The 17,584-nt window shown below is 65.0% G+C and carries 14 protein-coding genes; all 14 read left to right on the top strand.

Going from position 1 to position 17,584, the window contains the following annotated elements:
• Positions 1 to 9 precede the first annotated feature (9 nt).
• Entirely contained in the window at positions 10 to 1,497 is a 1,488-nt protein-coding gene (locus tag AC07X9_RS03005) for an XrtA/PEP-CTERM system-associated ATPase (protein ID WP_017181319.1), read from the top strand.
• 44 nt (positions 1,498 to 1,541) lie between these two features.
• A complete protein-coding gene (locus AC07X9_RS03010) occupies positions 1,542 to 2,390 on the top strand; it encodes an XrtA system polysaccharide deacetylase (RefSeq protein WP_017181318.1) in 849 nt (282 codons plus the stop codon).
• The gene (locus tag AC07X9_RS03015) at positions 2,387 to 3,457 is read left to right on the top strand and encodes a FemAB family XrtA/PEP-CTERM system-associated protein (protein WP_017181317.1); all 1,071 of its coding nucleotides are present in this window, start codon (positions 2,387 to 2,389) and stop codon (positions 3,455 to 3,457) included. The genes AC07X9_RS03010 and AC07X9_RS03015 overlap by 4 nt, the downstream gene beginning before the upstream one ends.
• A 66-nt stretch (positions 3,458 to 3,523) precedes the next feature.
• Positions 3,524 to 4,597 carry a FemAB family XrtA/PEP-CTERM system-associated protein gene (locus AC07X9_RS03020; protein ID WP_086485473.1) on the top strand — a complete coding sequence of 358 codons (1,074 nt, stop codon included), beginning with the start codon at positions 3,524 to 3,526 and terminating at the stop codon, positions 4,595 to 4,597.
• The gene (locus tag AC07X9_RS03025; RefSeq protein ID WP_017181315.1) at positions 4,594 to 5,817 is read left to right on the top strand and encodes a TIGR03087 family PEP-CTERM/XrtA system glycosyltransferase; all 1,224 of its coding nucleotides are present in this window, start codon (positions 4,594 to 4,596) and stop codon (positions 5,815 to 5,817) included. The genes AC07X9_RS03020 and AC07X9_RS03025 overlap by 4 nt, the downstream gene beginning before the upstream one ends.
• On the top strand, positions 5,814 to 7,349 hold the full coding sequence (gene xrtA, locus AC07X9_RS03030; RefSeq protein ID WP_017181314.1) for an exosortase A: 1,536 nt from the start codon (positions 5,814 to 5,816) through the stop codon (positions 7,347 to 7,349). Before AC07X9_RS03025 ends, xrtA begins: the two co-directional genes overlap by 4 nt.
• Positions 7,350 to 7,359: 10 nt before the next feature.
• Entirely contained in the window at positions 7,360 to 9,255 is a 1,896-nt protein-coding gene (locus AC07X9_RS03035; protein WP_017182552.1) for an XrtA/PEP-CTERM system amidotransferase, read from the top strand.
• Positions 9,256 to 9,378: 123 nt separating this feature from the next.
• Positions 9,379 to 10,710 carry a sugar transferase gene (locus AC07X9_RS03040; protein ID WP_174703657.1) on the top strand — a complete coding sequence of 444 codons (1,332 nt, stop codon included), beginning with the start codon at positions 9,379 to 9,381 and terminating at the stop codon, positions 10,708 to 10,710.
• A 2-nt stretch (positions 10,711 to 10,712) separates the two neighbouring features.
• Positions 10,713 to 11,840, top strand: coding sequence for a glycosyltransferase family 2 protein (locus tag AC07X9_RS03045; protein ID WP_017182550.1), 1,128 nt, complete (start codon positions 10,713 to 10,715; stop codon positions 11,838 to 11,840).
• Between the two features lie 62 nt (positions 11,841 to 11,902).
• A complete protein-coding gene (locus AC07X9_RS03050) occupies positions 11,903 to 12,655 on the top strand; it encodes a class I SAM-dependent methyltransferase (RefSeq protein ID WP_026002287.1) in 753 nt (250 codons plus the stop codon).
• Positions 12,656 to 12,669: 14 nt separating this feature from the next.
• Positions 12,670 to 13,950: a hypothetical protein gene (locus AC07X9_RS03055; RefSeq protein WP_037514363.1), complete on the top strand. Its 1,281-nt coding sequence runs from the start codon at positions 12,670 to 12,672 to the stop codon at positions 13,948 to 13,950.
• Complete coding sequence (locus AC07X9_RS03060; protein WP_017182547.1) at positions 13,947 to 15,092, top strand: glycosyltransferase family 4 protein; 1,146 nt, start codon at positions 13,947 to 13,949, stop codon at positions 15,090 to 15,092. Before AC07X9_RS03055 ends, AC07X9_RS03060 begins: the two co-directional genes overlap by 4 nt.
• The gene (locus AC07X9_RS03065; RefSeq protein ID WP_017182546.1) at positions 15,089 to 15,835 is read left to right on the top strand and encodes an FkbM family methyltransferase; all 747 of its coding nucleotides are present in this window, start codon (positions 15,089 to 15,091) and stop codon (positions 15,833 to 15,835) included. Before AC07X9_RS03060 ends, AC07X9_RS03065 begins: the two co-directional genes overlap by 4 nt.
• Before the next feature lie 2 nt (positions 15,836 to 15,837).
• Entirely contained in the window at positions 15,838 to 17,580 is a 1,743-nt protein-coding gene (locus AC07X9_RS03070; protein ID WP_026002286.1) for a hypothetical protein, read from the top strand.
• Positions 17,581 to 17,584: the final 4 nt, after the last annotated feature.

Consider the following 17,584-nt stretch of genomic DNA (forward strand, 5'->3'; position numbering starts at 1 on the left):
AGAATTTTGATGTACGATCAATATTATGGATTGCAGAGCCGCCCGTTCCAGCTGACGCCGGACCCGCATTATTATTTTGAAAGCGCCACCCATCGCAAGGCCTTGTCCTATCTGGGCTATGGCTTGGCGCAGGGCGAAGGCTTCATCGTCATTACCGGCGACATCGGCGCGGGCAAGACGACGCTGGTCGGCCATCTGATGCAGACGATCGACCCGGCGCGGCTGACGGCGGTCAAGATCGTGTCGACCCAGGTGGGCGGCGATGACATGCTGCGCCTCGCCGCGCAGAGCTTCGGTCTGGCGACCGATGGCTTGTCCAAGGCCGTGACGCTGCAAAAGGTCGAAGCCTTCCTCCATGGCCAGGCGCGCGCCGGACGGCGCACGCTGCTGATCGTGGACGAGGCGCAGAACCTGCCGGTGTCCGCGATCGAGGAATTGCGGATGCTGTCCAATTTTCAGCTTGGCGGACAGTCGCTGCTCCAGATTTTTCTGCTGGGCCAGCCGGAATTTCGCGACCTGCTCAAATCGCACCAGCTTGAACAATTGCGCCAGCGCGTCATTGCCACCCATCATCTCGAACCGATGATGGCCAAGGAGGTCGAGCCTTACATCATCCATCGCCTGACGGTCGCGGGATGGGTGGGCAACCCGACATTCACCCCCGCCGCCTTCGACGCGCTCTACGCTGCGACAGGTGGCGTACCGCGCCGCCTGAACGCTTTGGTGAGCCGCGTGCTGCTGATGGGCGCGATCGACCAGTTGCGCGAGATTGACGCGGATGTGGTGCAGGCTGTCGTGGCCGATATGGGGCTGGACGTCGATGTCGCACCCGAACCGGTCGCGCCGTCGCCGCTCGATAGCGTTGCGGAGGTAGAGGAGGCACCCGCCGCTGAGATCGCAGATGAGGCCGACAGCGAGGCTGTCGTCGAGCAGGAAGAGGCGGAAGCTACCGCGCCTGCGCCTTTCGCGGCACCCTTTGCCGCGCCGCAGGTCGATGAGTCGCCGGTGGCAGAGGCATCCCCGGACGCTGTAATCGGCGAACCCTTCTACACGGCATTCGATGCTGTCGAGGAGCCGGTCGAAGCTTGGGACGCGCAGGAAGCGGAGGAGGAGCCAGAGATAATGGAACCAGAGATGGTGGAATCGGCGACCTTCGAACAGTCACAGCCTGAACAGATCGAGCCGCAACCCGTCGCCACGATCGACGCGGATCAGGTCGACGCCCTGCGCCACGACATGCTGGCCGAGATTGAAGCGCTGCGCGCGGAAATTTCCTCGCTGCGGGCAGTGCAGGCGCATGTGCCTTTCACGCCGGCACAGACAGTCGATCCCGAAGCGCTCAAGGATTGCTTCACCCTGATCGAGGAGCGGTTGCAATCGCTGGAATTTCGCGCCGAGGAACAGGACACGGCGCTGCGCCGGGTGCTGACCCTGCTGGTCGATTGGGTCGAGCGGGAAGAACGAATGGCGGCGCCGCGCGACAGCGCTGCTGCCTGACACATGGCTTGCCCCGTGCGGGCAGCCCGGCCAAGGTGCGCCATATGATACAGAACGCCCTGTCCGTCGATGTCGAGGACTGGTTTCAGGTCGGCGCGTTCGAGCGCACGATCCGGCGCGCCGACTGGGACGGCCTGACGCACCGTGTCGAGCGCAATACCGATGCGGTGCTGGACCTGTTCGCCCAAGCGGGTGTGACCGGCACCTTCTTCACGCTTGGCTGGGTCGCCGAACGTTATCCCGCATTGATGCGCCGCATTGCCGACGCGGGGCATGAGGTCGCCAGCCACGGCTATGATCATGCGCGGGTGTTCACCTTCACGCCCGATCAGTTCCGCGCCGACCTGCGCAAATCGCGCGCGATTTTGGAGGATGCCAGCGGGCAGGCGGTCACCGGCTATCGCGCGCCCAGCTTCTCCATCGACCCACGCACGCCATGGGCGCATACCATATTGGCGGAGGAGGGCTATCGCTACTCCTCCAGCGTCGCGCCGATCCGGCACGATCATTATGGCTGGCCCGATTCGCCGCGCTTTGCATGGAAGCCGGTGACCGGGTCCGATCTGGTCGAGCTGCCCGTGACGACCGCAAAGCTTGGCAAGCGGACTCTGGCGGCGGGGGGCGGGGGCTTTTTCCGGCTGCTGCCCTATCAATTTTCCCGCTGGGCGATCCGGCAGGTCAATGAGCAAGCCGGGCGACCCGCGATCATCTATTTCCATCCATGGGAGATCGATCCCGGCCAGCCGCGCCGCGCCGACGCGCCGCTGCGCTCACGGCTGCGCCATTATACCAACCTGTCGGTCATGGCGGCCAAGTTGCGCCGCCTGACCCGCGATTTCGCCTGGACACGGGTGGATGCGCTGGCTGACGCGCAGGCGGCGCTCGCGCCATGATGCTGGGTAATGGGGCTGACCTGGCCGTCATCCTGATGGACCTGAATGATCCGGCGCAGGCGCGCGCGGTCGATGTCTTCGTGCTCGCGCATGCCGACGGATTGCCTTTCCATCGTCCCGCCTGGCTGCACGCGACCGAGCAGGCGACCGGCAATCGCGCGCTCCTGCTGGCAGCGGTCGGGCCATCGGGCCAGATCAGGGGCATCCTGCCTCTGCATCATGTGCGCAGCCGCCTGTTCGGCGCCGCGCTCGTGTCCACGGCTTTCGCGGTCGGTGGCGGCATATTGGCGGAGGATGATCGCGCCATCGCCGTGCTGGCGGCGGCGGCGCAGGGGCTGGCGGGCGAACGCGGCGGCCTGTCGCTGGAACTGCGGGGCGGTCCCGCGCCCGGCGACAGTTGGCAAAGGCTGGATGGAGCGCATGTCGGCTTCGTGCGCCCGCTGGCCGTGGACGATGATGCGGAACTCCTCGCCGTCCCGCGCAAGCATCGCGCGGAACTGCGCAAGGCGCTCGCCAATCCGGCGCTCAGCGTAGAGATCGGTCGTGATGCGCGCCATTTGCGGGACCATTATCATATTTACGCCACGAGCGTCCGCAACCTTGGCACGCCGGTTTTCCCGCGACGCCTGTTCCGCGCCGTGCTGGACCAGTTTGGCGCGGATGCCGATATTCTGATCGTCCGGGAAGGCGACCGACCCGTTTCCGCGGTGCTGACGCTTTACCATCAGGGGCGGGTCATGCCCTATTGGGGCGGTGGGCTTGCCGATGCACGGCGGCTGCGCTCCAATGAACTCATGTATTATCGCCTTATGACCCATGGCCGAGCGCGCGGCATGACACTGTTCGACTTCGGCCGGTCGAAGGCGGGCAGCGGGCAGGCGGCGTGGAAAAAGAGTTTCGGCTTTTATCCCTTGCCCCTCGTCTATCACGCCTGGTCGGCGGATGGCGCGCAGCGCGACATCGATCCGGGCAGCGCCCGGTATCAGCGCCGCGTCGCGCTCTGGAAAAAATTGCCGCTACCGATCGCCAATTTCATCGGCCCGTTCATTTCGCGCGGACTGGGTTGAAACGGATACGAAATGTTCAGCCTCCACGCGTAGATCGGTGGCGGGGCGACAATAGGAATAACGTCGATGAATATGATGAGCGGACTGACAGTCATCGTCGAGCAGGCGCGGCTCACGGATGCAGCCTGCGTCGCCGAACTGGACGCATGGGTCTGTGCGCATCCCGATTCGACGCCCTTTCAACGCCCCGCCTGGATCATGGGCGTAGAGGCCGGGACGGGCCAGAAGGCGAAGATGCTGGTGGCGCGCCGGGCGGGCGGCGACATTGTCGGCGTGCTGCCGCTCACCTATATCCGTTCCGCCCTGTTTGGTCGTGCGCTGGTCGGCAGTGGCTTTGCGGTCGATGGCGGACTGCTGACCACGCATCGCAAGGCTGGCCCCGCGCTTGCCGACGCGGCCTGGACGCTGGCGGAACAACTGGGCTGTTCCACGCTGGAACTGCGTGGGGGCGAAGCGCCCGATGGCGCGGTGTGGCAGGAAAAGGCCGACGCCTATCTGGGCTTCTCCCGACCGCTCGCCGCCGATGACGAGGCGGAGTTGAAGGCCGTGCCCAAGCGTCATCGCGCCGAAATCCGCAAAGGGCTGGGCAACGACCTGACCTTTGAATGTGGCCGGGACAAAAGGCTGCGCGACATTCATTACCGCCTCTATGCGCACAGCGTGCATAATCTGGGCACGCCGGTATTTCCCCGTGGGCTGTTCGACGCCATGCTCGACCATATGGGGAAGGATGCCGACATCGCGATCGTATCGAAGGACGGCAAGCCGCTGTCGGCCGTCATTAGCCTCTATCATCACGGCGCCTGCATGCCCTATTGGCATGGCGCGGCGGAGGGCGCACGGGCGATGCGCTCCAACGAAGTCCTCTATTTCCTGCTGATGCGGCAATCGCGCGAACGTGGCCTGACGACATTCGATTTTGGCCGATCAAAGGTCGGCACTGGCCCGGCGGCCTGGAAAAAGACCTGGGGCTTTGCCGGTGAACCGCTCGGCTATTATTTGCGCACGGCGCCCGGCAAGGAGACGCGCGATGTCAATCCGCTCTCGCCGCAATATCGGCGCAAGGTGGAGCTTTGGAAGAAGCTGCCCGAAGCGATCGCGACCTTGATCGGCCCGCACATCGCGCGGGGGCTGGGATGACCGGCGACATATTGTTCCTGTGTCACCGTATCCCGTTCCCGCCGGATCGCGGCGACAAGATCCGTTCCTATCATTTGCTTCAGCGTCTGGCCCAGATTGCGCCGGTCCATGTCGGCTGCTTTGGCGATGACGATCGCGACATGGACTATGGGGGCGATCTGGCGCAGCTGGCCGCCAGCCAGTGCCTGTTGCGGCGCGATCGGTCGAAAGTCGTGGCCGGGCTGACCGGCCTCGCCAAAGGCCAGTCGTTGCTGGTCTCCCTGTTCGACCATCCCGGCCTGCATCAATGGGTGGCGCAGACATTGTCGCAGAGGCCGATCGCGGCGGTGGTCGCCTATTCGGCGCAGATGGCGCATTTCGTGCCCCAACTTGCCCCCCAGACCCGTTTTCTGATGGATTTTGTCGATTTCGATTCGGCCAAATATGCCGCCTATGGCGCGGAAGGCGCTGGCCCCATGGCCTGGATCAACCGGCGCGAGGGGCGGGTGCTGCTCGATTTCGAACGCGCCATAGCCGCTCGCGCCGACGCCTGCTCCTTCGTCAGCGAAGCCGAAGCCGCGCTGTTCCGCACTGCGTCCGGGCTGGGACCGGACCGTATCGTGGCACTCGAAAATGGCGTGGCGCTCGATTATTTCGATCCCGCCGCCGCCTTTCCCGCCATTGACCATGGCGCTGGCCCGCTGCTCGTCTTTACAGGGCAGATGGATTATCGCCCCAATATCGAGGCGGTGGAAAGTTTCGCGCGCCAGACCTTGCCTGCCATCCAGACCGTCCACCCGCAGGCGCGCTTCGCCATTGTCGGGCGTAACCCGACCAAAGCGGTCGAATCGCTGGCTGATCGGCCCGGCGTTATCGTCACCGGCGGCGTGCCCGATGTGCGCGGCTGGCTGGCGGCGGCCGATATTGTCGTCGCCCCGCTACGGATCGCGCGCGGTATCCAGAACAAGGTGCTGGAAGCCATGGCGATGGCCCGGCCGGTCGTGGCCTCGCCACAGGCTGCGGAGGGGATCGACGCAGCCGACGACACCGAATTTCTGATTGCCGCCAACCCGGCTGAAGAGGCCGCGAAGGTCATCGCCCTGCTTGCCGACCCCGCCCGCGCCGCCCGGATCGGTCTGGCTGGCCGCGCCCGGATGGAGGCGCGCTACCGCTGGTCGGCAACACTTGCCGGATTGCCCGATCTGCTGTTCGGCCACGACGCGGGGTCGCAGGCGGCATGAGCGTTCGGGCGCTTTCGCTTGGCCGGGTGCCGCTGATCGACCGGACCGGATGGCGCGGCCATCTGACCGCGCTGGGCATCGTTGCCTCTGCCATATTGGCGCTGTTCCATGCCGATCTCTGGTCGATGGTCACCATCTGGTGGACGGCCTCCACCTTTGGCCATTGCCTCTTCATCCCTTTGCTCGTCGCCTGGCTGGTGCAGCAACGTCTGCCCGGCCTGCGCCAACTGGAGCCGGTGGCATGGCCGCCGGGGCTGGTCTGGCTGGCGCTGGGAGCGCTGGCCTGGCTGGTTGGCGCGGCGGCTGGCGTGGCGATGGTTCGCCATGGCGCGCTCGTCATGATGTTGCAGGGCGTGACGATCGCGCTGCTCGGCCCGGCGGTCGCGCGCGCGCTCATCTTCCCGCTCTTCTATGCCTTCTTCATGGTCCCCTTTGGTGAGGAGATCGTTCCGCCGCTTCAGCTGGTGACGGCCCGCCTTGCTATGTTCTTCCTCGACCTGTCGGGGGTGCCTGCCCATATGGAGGGCATCTTCATCACGACGCCGACAGGCTATTTCGAGGTGGCCGAGGCCTGTTCCGGGGCAAAATTTCTGATCGCGATGACGGCCTATGGCGTGCTGGTGTGCAATGTCTGCTTCCGCACATGGCCGCGCCGCATCATCTTCATGACCGGCGCGCTGGGCCTGTCGGTGCTGGCCAATGGCGTGCGCGCCTTCGCCACCATCCTCGTCGCCCATCTGACTAGCGTGGACGCGGCGGTCGGTTTCGACCATGTTGTCTATGGCTGGATATTCTTCGCGATCATCATGATTGTCGTGATGGCCACCGCCTGGCCCTTTTTCGATCGAAAGCCGGGCGATCCATGGTTTGATCCGGCGCAGTTGCAGGGGGCGGTGCGGCATCGGACGTCGGCTGGCACCGTGGCCGGCATCGCCCTGGTGCTGATTATCGCTGCGCCGCTCTGGCTCGCCGCAACCGCCGCCACCGCCGATCCGCTGCCTTCGCGAATCGATCTGCCGCTGGTCGATGGCTGGACCCGCACCGCTTCTGACCAAAGCTATCCCTGGACACCCCGTTTCGACGGTGCGGATCATCGCGTCACTGGCCATTATCGCAATGACAAGGGGCAGGTCGTCGACCTGACCATCATTGCCTATGCCCGGCAGGATGAAGGCCGCGAACTGGTCGGCTTTGGTCAGGGCGCGGCGGACCCGGACAGCCAATGGGTCTGGTCCTCGCCCGCCCGCGCACCCGCCAATGCGCGCGGCGAACAGATCACGGCGCCCGGCCCTGTGGTCCGTCATGTCGTAAGCTTCTATGTCGTGGGGGCAGGAAACCCCACGGGCAGCCGCCCTGCGGTCAAGATCGAAACGATGAAAGCGCGCCTGTTGGGACAGGATCAGCGCGCCGTCGCCATCCTCATTTCCGCGCAAGAGGGCGAAGGCCAGTCCGCCGACGCTGCCATCAATGCTTTCCTGGACGATATGGGTGACGTGAAGCTTTTGGCTGACCGCGCGATGGGCTTGCGCTAGGGCGGTCACCATGTGCGGCATAGCAGGTATCTTTCATCTCGAAACGGCCAAGCCGGTCGATCCCGCGCGCGTGCGCGCCATGCTCGACGCGATGCCGCATCGCGGGCCGGACGGCAGCGGCATCTGGACCGCGCCCGGCGTGGGCCTTGGCCATCTGCGCCTGTCGATCATCGACCTGGAGGCCGGTGCGCAACCCATGCTGACCGAGGATAAAAGCCTGGCGGTCATATTCAACGGCGAAATCTATAATTTCGGCGAAGTCCGCGCGGAACTGGAGGCCAAGGGCCACATCTTCCGCACCCATAGCGACACCGAAGTCATCCTCCACGGCTATCGCCAATGGGGCGAGGATTGCGTCCACCGCTTCAACGGCATGTTCGCCTTCGCCCTGTTCGATGCGCGGGCGCAATCGCTCTGGCTGGTACGCGACCGGCTGGGAGTCAAACCGCTCCATTATGCCCTGCTGTCCGACGGCAGCCTGATCTTCGGATCGGAACTGAAAAGCCTGCTCGCCCATCCGTTGCTGCGCCGCGCGCCGGATCTGAGCGCGGTCGAGGATTATATGGCCTATGGCTATGTCCCCGACGACGCCTGCATGGTCGCTGGCGTGCGCAAGCTGGGCGCAGGCGAAACGCTGCGGCTGGTGCGCGGTCGCCCTTTGCCCCAGCCCCAACGCTATTGGGACGTCAGCTTCGCCGATCGGACCAAGGCGAAACCGCAGGAACTGGAGGAAGAACTGGTCGCCCTGATGCGGCAGGCCGTCCGGTCCCGCATGGTCGCGGACGTGCCGCTGGGCGCCTTCCTGTCGGGCGGGGTGGACAGTAGCAGCGTGGTCGCGCTGATGGCGGAAGCTTCGTCCCAGGCGGTCAAGACCTGCACCATCGGCTTCGATGTCGCCTCGCTCGACGAAACCGCCTTTGCCGATCGCATCGCCCGCCGCTTTGCGACCGACCATCGCACCCGTATCGTGTCGCCAGACGACTACGGCCTGATCGACCGGCTTGCCTTCCATTTTGACGAACCCTTTGCCGACGCCTCCGCCTTGCCGACCTTTCGCGTGTGCGAACTGGCGCGGGAACAGGTCACAGTGGCGCTGTCGGGCGATGGCGCGGATGAAGCATTTGCAGGCTATCGCCGCCATCGCTTCCAGATGCAGGGGGAGCGGATACGCGGCCTCATCCCGGCTTCCGTCCGTCAGCCCCTGTTCGGCGCGCTCGGCAAATATTATCCCAAGGCGGACTGGGCGCCGCGCGCGCTGCGGGCCAAATCGACCTTCCTTGAACTGGCGGGGGAGGGCGGGGCTGCCTATGCCGCGTCGGTCGGAGTCACGCCGCATGCGCTGCGCCACCGGCTCTACGATCAGGACATGAAAAGCCGTTTGGGCGCCTATCGCGCCGAAGATCGCTACATCAAGGCAATGGCCGATGCCCCTGCTCGCGATCCGCTCGACCGCGCCCAATATGCCGACATCCGCATCTGGCTGCCCGGCGACATCCTCACCAAGACCGACCGGATGAGCATGGCCGTCAGCCTGGAGGCACGCGAACCATTGCTCGACCATCGCCTCGTCGAATTTGCCGCGCGCCTGCCGGTCAATCAGCGGATCAGGGGCAATAGCGGCAAATATCTGCTGAAAAAGGCGATGGAACCCTATTTGCCGCAGGACATACTCTATCGCCAGAAAATGGGCTTCGTCACCCCCATCAGCGCCTGGTTCCGTGGCGCGCTTGCGGGCGAGGCGACGGCGATCGCAGGCGGATCGTCGCTGGCGCGCACGGGATGGTTCGATCCCAAGGCTTTGGCCAAAATCGCGGCGGACCATAAATCCGGCATGGCCGATCATGGGCGGCTGCTCTGGCAATTGCTGATGCTCGACAAGTCGCTGGAACGGCTGTTCGGGATTTAACCCGAATAGTGCATGTCTTACGAACGGATGGGGTGCTGACTCTCCCCCTTGCAACCGATCGCGCCCGGTGCCAACGGGGCACATGGCGATAAGCAGGGCGCATCAGTGACAGTCTCCAAGGAAATGGTCCGGCTGCGGCTCTATGCCCTGAGCCTGGCTGGCGACATGGCAGGGCTGGTGTGTGCGTTTCTCGCGGCCAACTGGTTCGTGCTGGGCGCGCTTTGGGGGGAACCGGGCAAGCCGCACGGCCTCGTCATGTTCGCGATGATCGCGCCGCTCTATGCGCTGCTTGGCGTGCAGGGCGGCGGCTATGGCATCCACAGCCTGGAAAATGTCCGGCGCGGCATTTCGCGCGCGCTGCTGGCGCTGGCGCAGGCGGCCTTGCTGATGCTGCTGATCGTCTATCTGGGCAAGATCGCCGAACAGCTTTCGCGCCTGACCTTCATTGTCGGGCTGGGATTGGGCGCAATAGCGGTCGTGCTGGTGCGGCTTCTGGTTGTGCGGCTTGCCAAGCGCTTGCTGGGCGAAGTGCCGCACCTGACCGCCGTCATCATGGACGGCGTCGCTGTGGAAACCGGCCCCCACATGCTGATCATCGAAGCGGCCGCCGCCGATCTGCGCCCCGAACGGCATGACGCCGACATGGCGGCGCGGCTGGCGCAAGCGGTCGGCATGGCCGAACGGGTCATCGTCGCCTGTCCGCTCGACCGGATGGATGGATGGTCAGCGGCGCTCAAATCCCTGTCGGCGCGGGGCGAAATCATCGTGCCCGAACTGCTCCGCTTCGCGCCTGCGCGGGTCGATGAATTTGACGGCCAGCCGACCATCATCGTCGCGGGCGGCCCGCTCCAGTTCCGCGACCGCCTGATCAAGCGCCTGTTTGACGTCATCGTCGCGGGCGCGGCGGCGATCATCCTGTCGCCAATTCTCGTCGTCGCTGCGCTGGCGGTGAAGCTGACCAGCCCCGGCCCCGTCATCTTCCGCCAGCCGCGCATCGGCAAGGACGGGCGGTCCTTCCAGATCTACAAATTTCGCTCGATGCGCGCCGAGGCGAGCGACAGCAGGGCGGAGACTTTGACCGCGCGCGACGACAATCGGGTTACCCGCGTCGGTGCCTTCCTGCGCAAGTCCAGCATCGATGAACTTCCCCAGCTTTTCAATGTATTGAACGGCGACATGAGCATTGTCGGCCCGCGTCCTCATGCCGCAGCGGCGAAGGCAGGCGACACGCTCTATTGGGAAGTCGATGCCCGCTACTGGGCGCGTCATTGCATCAAGCCGGGTATGACCGGCCTGGCGCAGGTGCGCGGCCATCGCGGATCGACCGATCATCATCAGGATCTGATCGACCGGCTGCAATCGGACCTTGAATATGTCACCGCCTGGTCGGTCTGGCGCGACCTGCGGATCATCGTCGCGACGCTGGGCGTGCTCTTCCATCACAAGGCCTATTGAGCATGACCGACCTCTGGCTTGGCGCGCTCCTTCTCGTCTCGCTGGTCGCTGTGCTGTGGCCGTTCCTCTTCTATCCGCTCGTGTTGCGCGCATTGCCGACACAGCCCGAACGGCCCGTCGCGGGACCGACGCCCAGCGCCTCGCTGCTGTTCTGCGCCTATAACGAGGCGGATGCGATGCCCGAAAAGCTCGCCAATCTGGCCATGCTCAAACGCCAGCACCCCAGCCTGGAACTGCTGGCCTTCGATGACGGATCGTCCGACGGCACGGGCGATCTGATCGCGGCGCAGGGCGATCTCGTCACGCTGATCCGTGGCCCCGGTCGCAGCGGCAAGGCCCATGGCATGAAGCAGCTCGCGGCGCGTGCGCGCGGCGACATATTGATCTTCACCGACGCCAATGTGCTGCTCGATTCCGAAGCGATCGACAATCTGCTCGCCCGCTATGCTGACCCGGACATTGGCGGCGTGCTGGGGTCGCTCCATTATGTCGGACAGGGCGAAAGTGCGACCGCTTCGGTCGGATCGCTCTACTGGCGGATCGAGGAGCGGTTGAAGGACGAGGAATCGCGCACCGGCAATGTGCTGGGGGCGGACGGCTCGATCTTCTCGATCCGCCGCAGCCTCTATCCCGATTTCCCCGACAGCGTGCTCGACGACCTCACCGTCTCCATGGCGGTGGTGTTCGCGGGAAAACGGTTGGTGAAGGCAAAGGATGTGATCGCGCGCGAACGGCTGGTCACGGCTCGCAAGGACGAATATCGGCGCAAGGTACGCATCGCTGCCCGCGCCTGGCACACGCACAGCCATCTTGGCCCGCAATTGCGCCGCATGGCCGCGATCGACCGCTTCAAATATGCCTCTCGCAAGATTGTCCGCTGGTTCGGCGGGCTGTTCATCCTGACCGGCGCGATCGCGGCGGGCGCATTGGCGCTGCGCATATCGCCGATGCTCTATCTGATCGGCGCGCTGGTCGTCGCCTTGGTCATCTGGCGCGGCATCCGTGCCCGAAGCGGCCCCTTCGCCGCACTGGTCGACGTGCTGATCGCCTATGCCGCGACCCTGCAAGGCGTGGCCAAGGCGATGACCGGACGCACCGTCACCATCTGGAATCCGGCCAAGTCGCGCTGACCCTCTCGTCAAAGCCGTGCGATCTTGTATAGCGCCAATGCTGTTCCCCATCGGAGAATGACGTGATTACTGTTCAGCGGGTGGCCAAGGCTGTCGGCAAGCATCTGACCCGAACCGCGCTGAAACTGCGCAAGGCGCTGGGCGCGCGGGCTAACCGCGGCTGTCCGGCCTGTGGCGCGACGGTCGTCGGTTTCTTTCGCTATGGCGACAATGGCGAATGGGGGTGCCCGGAATGCGGCGCATCGCCGCGCGAGCGGCTGATGAACTGGCTGATGGCCCAGGGGACGCTGACGGTGCCGACCGACGGCGCGATCCTGCATATGGCGCCCAATGAAGCCAGCCTTGTCCGCCGCTTTGCCGCCGCTGCCGACTATATCCCCGCCGATCTCGACCCGTCGCGCTACACCGTGCCGAACATGCACCGCGTCGACCTGATGGAACTTGCCGATACCGATCGCTACGACCTGTTCTACGCCAGCCATGTGATGGAGCATGTGCCTGACGACATGGCCGTGCTGCGTAACATTTTGCGCGCGCTGAAACCCGGTGGCGAAGCCTGGCTGATCGTGCCTTTATGGGAAAAGCCGACCGAGGATGGCAGCTTCGCCATGCCCCCGCGCGAGCGGGAGCGCCGCTTTGGCCAGTGGGACCATGTCCGCCAATATGGGCCGGATTTTGCCGATCGCATCCGCGCGGCGGGTTTCGATCTGGAGGAAATCGACGCCGCCAGCATCGACGTCGCGACCCGCCATTTCTATGCGCTGGACGACCGGCTGTTTCGCGCCCGCAAACCCGGCGGGGCCGCCGCGCGGTGAGCAGCCTCGCGCGGATGGAGGCGTCCGCCCGTATCCTTGCGCTGGTGAAGCTTGCCAATGTCGGCCTGATCCTCATCTGGGGTTTCGCCGTCACCTTCGTGTTCGTGCGCGCCCTGCCGCTGGCCGAATTCCAGTCCTTCCTGCTGCTCGTCGCCTTCGGCAATTTCACCATTTCGGCCGAATTCGGGTTGACCAGCATCATCTACGCCCGGCTGCGACGCCACTGGCTGGGCGGCAGTGAAGGCGACATAGGCGCGTTCCGCCTGGAGGAAATGGGGGTGCTGTTCCTGTTCCTTGGCCTGATCGTCGCGGGCGGTACGATCATCCTGCTCGTCGCGCTGGCGGCGGGATGGATCGGCACGGCCATGCCCTTGCTGTTCATCCTCTTTTTCCTGTCCGCCTGCCTCAACCTGCCGGGCCTGCTGGCCAAGCGGGCGTTGGCGGCGGTGGACGGCAATTTCCTGTGGGAAGCGCTCGATTGCGGGCGGCGGGTCGTCACCATCGCGCTGCTGCTGTCGATCCTGGCCGGGCTGGACCCGCGCCTGTCGCTTGCCTTGCAACTCCTGGTCAGCCTCCTCGTCATCGGCTGGGCGATCGCCCATGTCCACCATCGCCTTGGCATGCGGCCGCGCCACTGGATCGCCTTCCGCGTGGGCGGTGGCCATGTCCGCACCCATTATCTGCGCGACATAGGGGCGTCGGCGGCTTTCACCGTTTCCGACATCATCGCCTATAACGCCCCCTATTTCACGATTGCGCTGGCGACCAGCGACGCCCGGCCGATGCTGCTGTTCGATTTCTTCTTCAAGATGTCGAGGTCACTGTCGATGTTGGTCCGCGCGCTGGTGGAAGCCGCGCTCCCCCGCATCACCCGGGCCTATCATGCGGGCGACGCGGTACGGCTGCGCCAGTTGCTTGGCCGGGCGCTGGGGGCTGCGATGGTCTTCGCCCTGGCGCTGTCCGCCCTGCTCTTGGGCGCTGGCGACCGGCTGTTCGCCATATTGTTCGACGGTCGCGCCAGCATCGATCGCGCCGATCTCATCCTTATCGTCGTCGCGCTCCTCGCTCTCGCGCTGCTGTGCGTGTCGGTCTATGTGCAGGCGGCGCTGGGCCGCTTTTCGCATCTGCTCGCCCGTTCGCTTCCCTTCCTCGCCGGGTCGCTGCTCAGCGTCCCGCTCGCCCGCCTGCTCTGGCCGGAACGTTTCGATCTTGCCTTCCTTGGTCTCTATGCGCTGACGCTGCTGCTGGCCGCGGCCCTGCATGCAGTCTCGCTGCGCCGGTTGGTGCGGCGATGAAGGTCGCGATGCTTGATCCCTCGCTCTTTACCGGGCGCTATGACGACAGCCTCTGCGCGGCGCTGGCCGGGGCGGGGGCGGACGTGACCCTGCTTGCCCGCCCGATGCGCGCGACCGACGCGATCGACCCGCAGGGCTATCGCTATGTCCCGCATTTCTTCCGCCATAGTGAGGCGCTGCGCAAGCGGATCGGCGAAGGCCGCCCCTTCCGCGTCGCCAAGGCGATGGAATATGGGCTGTCCTGCGCGCTCGGCGACATGGGGCCGCTTGCGCGCGCCGATGTCGTCCATGTCCAGTGGCTGCCGCTGGCGCCTGCCGACCGATTGATGCTGCGCCGGTTGAAGGGCCGCACCGCGCTGGTCCACACCGTTCACAATGCCGACGCCTATCATGCCGATGCCGGGGTGCAGGGCAGGGGCTATCGGGCGTTGCTCGATCAGTTCGACGCGCTGGTCGTCCATGGCGACACCACGCGCGCCGCGCTGGTGGGGCAGGGGATCGATCCCGCGCATATCCATGTGACGCCGCACCCGCCGATGCAATTGATGACGGCCACTGCCGCAGACCTTGCCTCCGTTCTCGATCCAGCCGTGCCGCGCATCCTCTTCTTCGGGACGATCCGTCCCTATAAGGGCGTCGATCTGCTGATCGATGCCTGCCTTCAGCAATGGCAGGCGGGCCACGCCTTTGAACTGGTGCTGGCGGGCAAACCCTTCATGGATGTCGCGCCCTTGCTCCAGAAGGTCCGCGCCGCTGGCTTTGCCGATCGTCTGCTGACCGATTTCGGCTTCCTGACCGAAGGCCGTCTCGACGCGCATATGGTCAAGTCCGATGTCATCGCCTTCCCCTATCGCCATATCGATTCCAGCGGCGCGTTCCTGTCCGCGCTGCACCATGGCAAGGCGATGGTGACGTCGGACGCAGGCATGTTCGGCCAATTGCCCGAAGGCGTAGCGACCCGCTTTCCGGCGGGAAATGCATCGGCGCTCGCCCAAGCCCTCTTGCCGCTGGTACAAAGCGCCGCCATCAGGCAAAAACAGGGCGGCCAGGCGCGCGCCTATGGGACGATAATGGGGGATTGGAAGGACATGGCGGTGGCGACGATCGGCATCTACAACGCAGTGCTGGCCGCGCGCGCATGAACCGCTATGTTCGTGAGGCCGCCGATCGCCTGCTTGCGCTGCGCCTGGCGCTGGCCGGTCGCGTGCATCAATATCCCGAAATTCAGGCGTTGAAGCGCTTTCTGTCGGGGTTCAAGGTCGACTGCCTGTTCGACGTCGGCGCCAATCGCGGCCAATATGCGACGATGGCACGCAAGGATGCGGGCTATCGCGGCCTGATCCTTTCCTTCGAGCCGAACCCGGCCGTGTTCGCCGAACTGCAAATGCGCGCGGCTTCGGACCGCCGCTGGCATGTGTTCAACATGGCGCTGTCGGATTTTGACGGCACCGCCGATTTCAACATCATGGCCGCCGATCAATTTTCCTCGCTCAAGGCGCCGTCCAGCGCACAGGACGATATTTTCGCGCGCCGTAACAAGGTGACGCAGACACTCGCCACACCTTGTCGCCGCCTAGATACGCTGTTGCCTGAATTGATCGCGCAGCATGGTTTTTCCCGACCGTTCCTGAAAATGGATACGCAGGGACATGACCTGTCGGTTTGCGAAGGAGCGGGCGCGGCACTGGCGCAGATGACGGGCGTGCAGACCGAACTGGGGGTGCGACCCATTTACGAAGGCGGCACCGGCTATCGCGCGATGATCGAGTGGCTGGACGCGCGCGCCTTCATCCCTTCGGCCTTCTTCGCCAATAATAAGGGGCATTTCCCGCTACTCGTCGAAATGGACGGCATTTTCGTCAACCGGGCGCTGGTTCAGGATTGATCATGGAGTCGCCCGCGTCCTTTTTCAGCGCGCGCCGCCTGTTCCTGGCGGGGGCGATCGGCCTGACATTGTGGCTGGGCGCGACGTTCCTGTGGCACGTCACCTATCGTCAGGGGATCAGCCTGGCGGTCATCCTGTTTCTGGATCAGGATTTCCCCGCCCTGATCATGCCCTTGCTGCTGATGGCGCTCGCCGCACCCTTTGCCGAAGGGCGCGGGATCATCCTGCCGCGACCCACCGCGCGGATCGTCGTGCCGCTGATCGTGCTGATGGGGCTGGCGGCCTGGGCGGGTCATTACGCCCTGTTTCAGGATTACGCCATTTCCCGCGATGAGGAGGTCGCCCGTTTCGCCGCCGCCTATATGCGTGAGGGGCTGTTCGCCCGGCCGATCCCGATCGAATGGGAACCCTATCGCCGCGCGATCATGCCCGAATTCTTTTCCCCCTTCGGCGCTGCGGATTATTGGACGGCGGCTTATCTGCCGGTGAACAGCGCGATCCAGGCGCTATTCTGGCAATTGGGGGATCCCAACATGGCGGGCCCGGTATTGCTGATCACCGGCCTGTTCGCCCTCTGGCGCGTCGCGCTGCACCTGATGCCCGATCGGCCCGATGCGGTGTGGGTGACTGTCCTGCTGGGTTGTTCGTCCAGCCAGTTGTGGATCACGGCGATGACGCCCTATGCCATGACCGGGCATTTCGCGCTCAACATGGTGTGGCTGGCGCTGGTGCTGCGGGGCGGGGTGCTCGGCCATGTCAGCGCGGGTGTCGTAGCGCTGGTCGCCGCCGGGCTGCATCAATGGCATTTTCCGCCCATCTTCATCGCGCCGTTCATCCTGTGGATGCTGCTTGCTCGTCGCTGGACGGTGGCGGCCTTCCATGCGCTGACCCTTGTGGCAATCGTCATCGTCTGGGCCAAGATCTGGCCGGCCTTCCTGCTCGATATGCTCGGCGCGCCAGCGGACGTCCGTCCCTCCGCCGGCGTTGCGGACAAGGTTGGCAGCCTGTTCCAGCGGCTGGGCGATCGCTGGCAGCCGCTGGTCAATCTCAGCCGCTTCGTCGCCTGGAATAATATATTGATGGTGCCCCTGGCTGCGCTCGGCATCGCCGCAATGCGGTGGAAGCGGGCGATCAGGGGGCAGGAAATCGCGCTGCCGCTGGCGCTTGGCTGTCTGGCCGGATGCGCGCTGGCGCTGGCGCAGGGCTATGGCTGGGGCTTTCGCTATGCCCATGGCTATATCGGCCCCTTCTGTCTGCTGGCCGGGCTTGGCTGGGCGCGTTTCCGGCCGCGCGATGCGCTCAGGCCGCTGATCATCGGCCTGTTCATCACTGGCCTTGCCAGCATCTTTCTGGTCTGGCGCACCCATGCATTCGTCGCGCCCTACGCCGCCAGCCATCGGCTGATCGATTCCAGCCAGGCCGATGTCGTGCTGGTCGATCCGCGTGGCGGCCTTTACGTCACGGATCTGGTGCGCGGCCGCAATGGCGTGCCGGGCAAGCCGATGGTCATGAATATGGGGATGCTGACGCTCGATCAGGTCGATGAGCTATGCCATAATTATGTCGTCGAACTGTTCGATCGCGCCGAATTCCGGCCCCTCGGCGTGCCGCTGGCGCGGTGGAACCTGGGCCGCATGGACGCCCTGCGCGCGCATATGAAGGAAGAAGGCTGCGACAAGCCGGTCCAGCCGCCGCTCCCCGAAACATTCGAGGATGCATTGGAAGCCGCCGACAATGCCATGTGAAGCG

It is taken from the genome of Sphingobium sp. GW456-12-10-14-TSB1, assembly GCF_059424385.1.

Coding starts and splice junctions, on each gene's coding strand:
- AC07X9_RS03005 (WP_017181319.1), top strand. CDS start 10: ATGTACGATCAATATTATGGATTGCAGAGCCGCCCGTTCCAGCTGACG.
- AC07X9_RS03010 (WP_017181318.1), top strand. CDS start 1,542: ATGATACAGAACGCCCTGTCCGTCGATGTCGAGGACTGGTTTCAGGTC.
- AC07X9_RS03015 (WP_017181317.1), top strand. CDS start 2,387: ATGATGCTGGGTAATGGGGCTGACCTGGCCGTCATCCTGATGGACCTG.
- AC07X9_RS03020 (WP_086485473.1), top strand. CDS start 3,524: ATGAATATGATGAGCGGACTGACAGTCATCGTCGAGCAGGCGCGGCTC.
- AC07X9_RS03025 (WP_017181315.1), top strand. CDS start 4,594: ATGACCGGCGACATATTGTTCCTGTGTCACCGTATCCCGTTCCCGCCG.
- xrtA (WP_017181314.1), top strand. CDS start 5,814: ATGAGCGTTCGGGCGCTTTCGCTTGGCCGGGTGCCGCTGATCGACCGG.
- AC07X9_RS03035 (WP_017182552.1), top strand. CDS start 7,360: ATGTGCGGCATAGCAGGTATCTTTCATCTCGAAACGGCCAAGCCGGTC.
- AC07X9_RS03040 (WP_174703657.1), top strand. CDS start 9,379: ATGGTCCGGCTGCGGCTCTATGCCCTGAGCCTGGCTGGCGACATGGCA.
- AC07X9_RS03045 (WP_017182550.1), top strand. CDS start 10,713: ATGACCGACCTCTGGCTTGGCGCGCTCCTTCTCGTCTCGCTGGTCGCT.
- AC07X9_RS03055 (WP_037514363.1), top strand. CDS start 12,670: ATGGAGGCGTCCGCCCGTATCCTTGCGCTGGTGAAGCTTGCCAATGTC.
- AC07X9_RS03060 (WP_017182547.1), top strand. CDS start 13,947: ATGAAGGTCGCGATGCTTGATCCCTCGCTCTTTACCGGGCGCTATGAC.
- AC07X9_RS03065 (WP_017182546.1), top strand. CDS start 15,089: ATGAACCGCTATGTTCGTGAGGCCGCCGATCGCCTGCTTGCGCTGCGC.
- AC07X9_RS03070 (WP_026002286.1), top strand. CDS start 15,838: ATGGAGTCGCCCGCGTCCTTTTTCAGCGCGCGCCGCCTGTTCCTGGCG.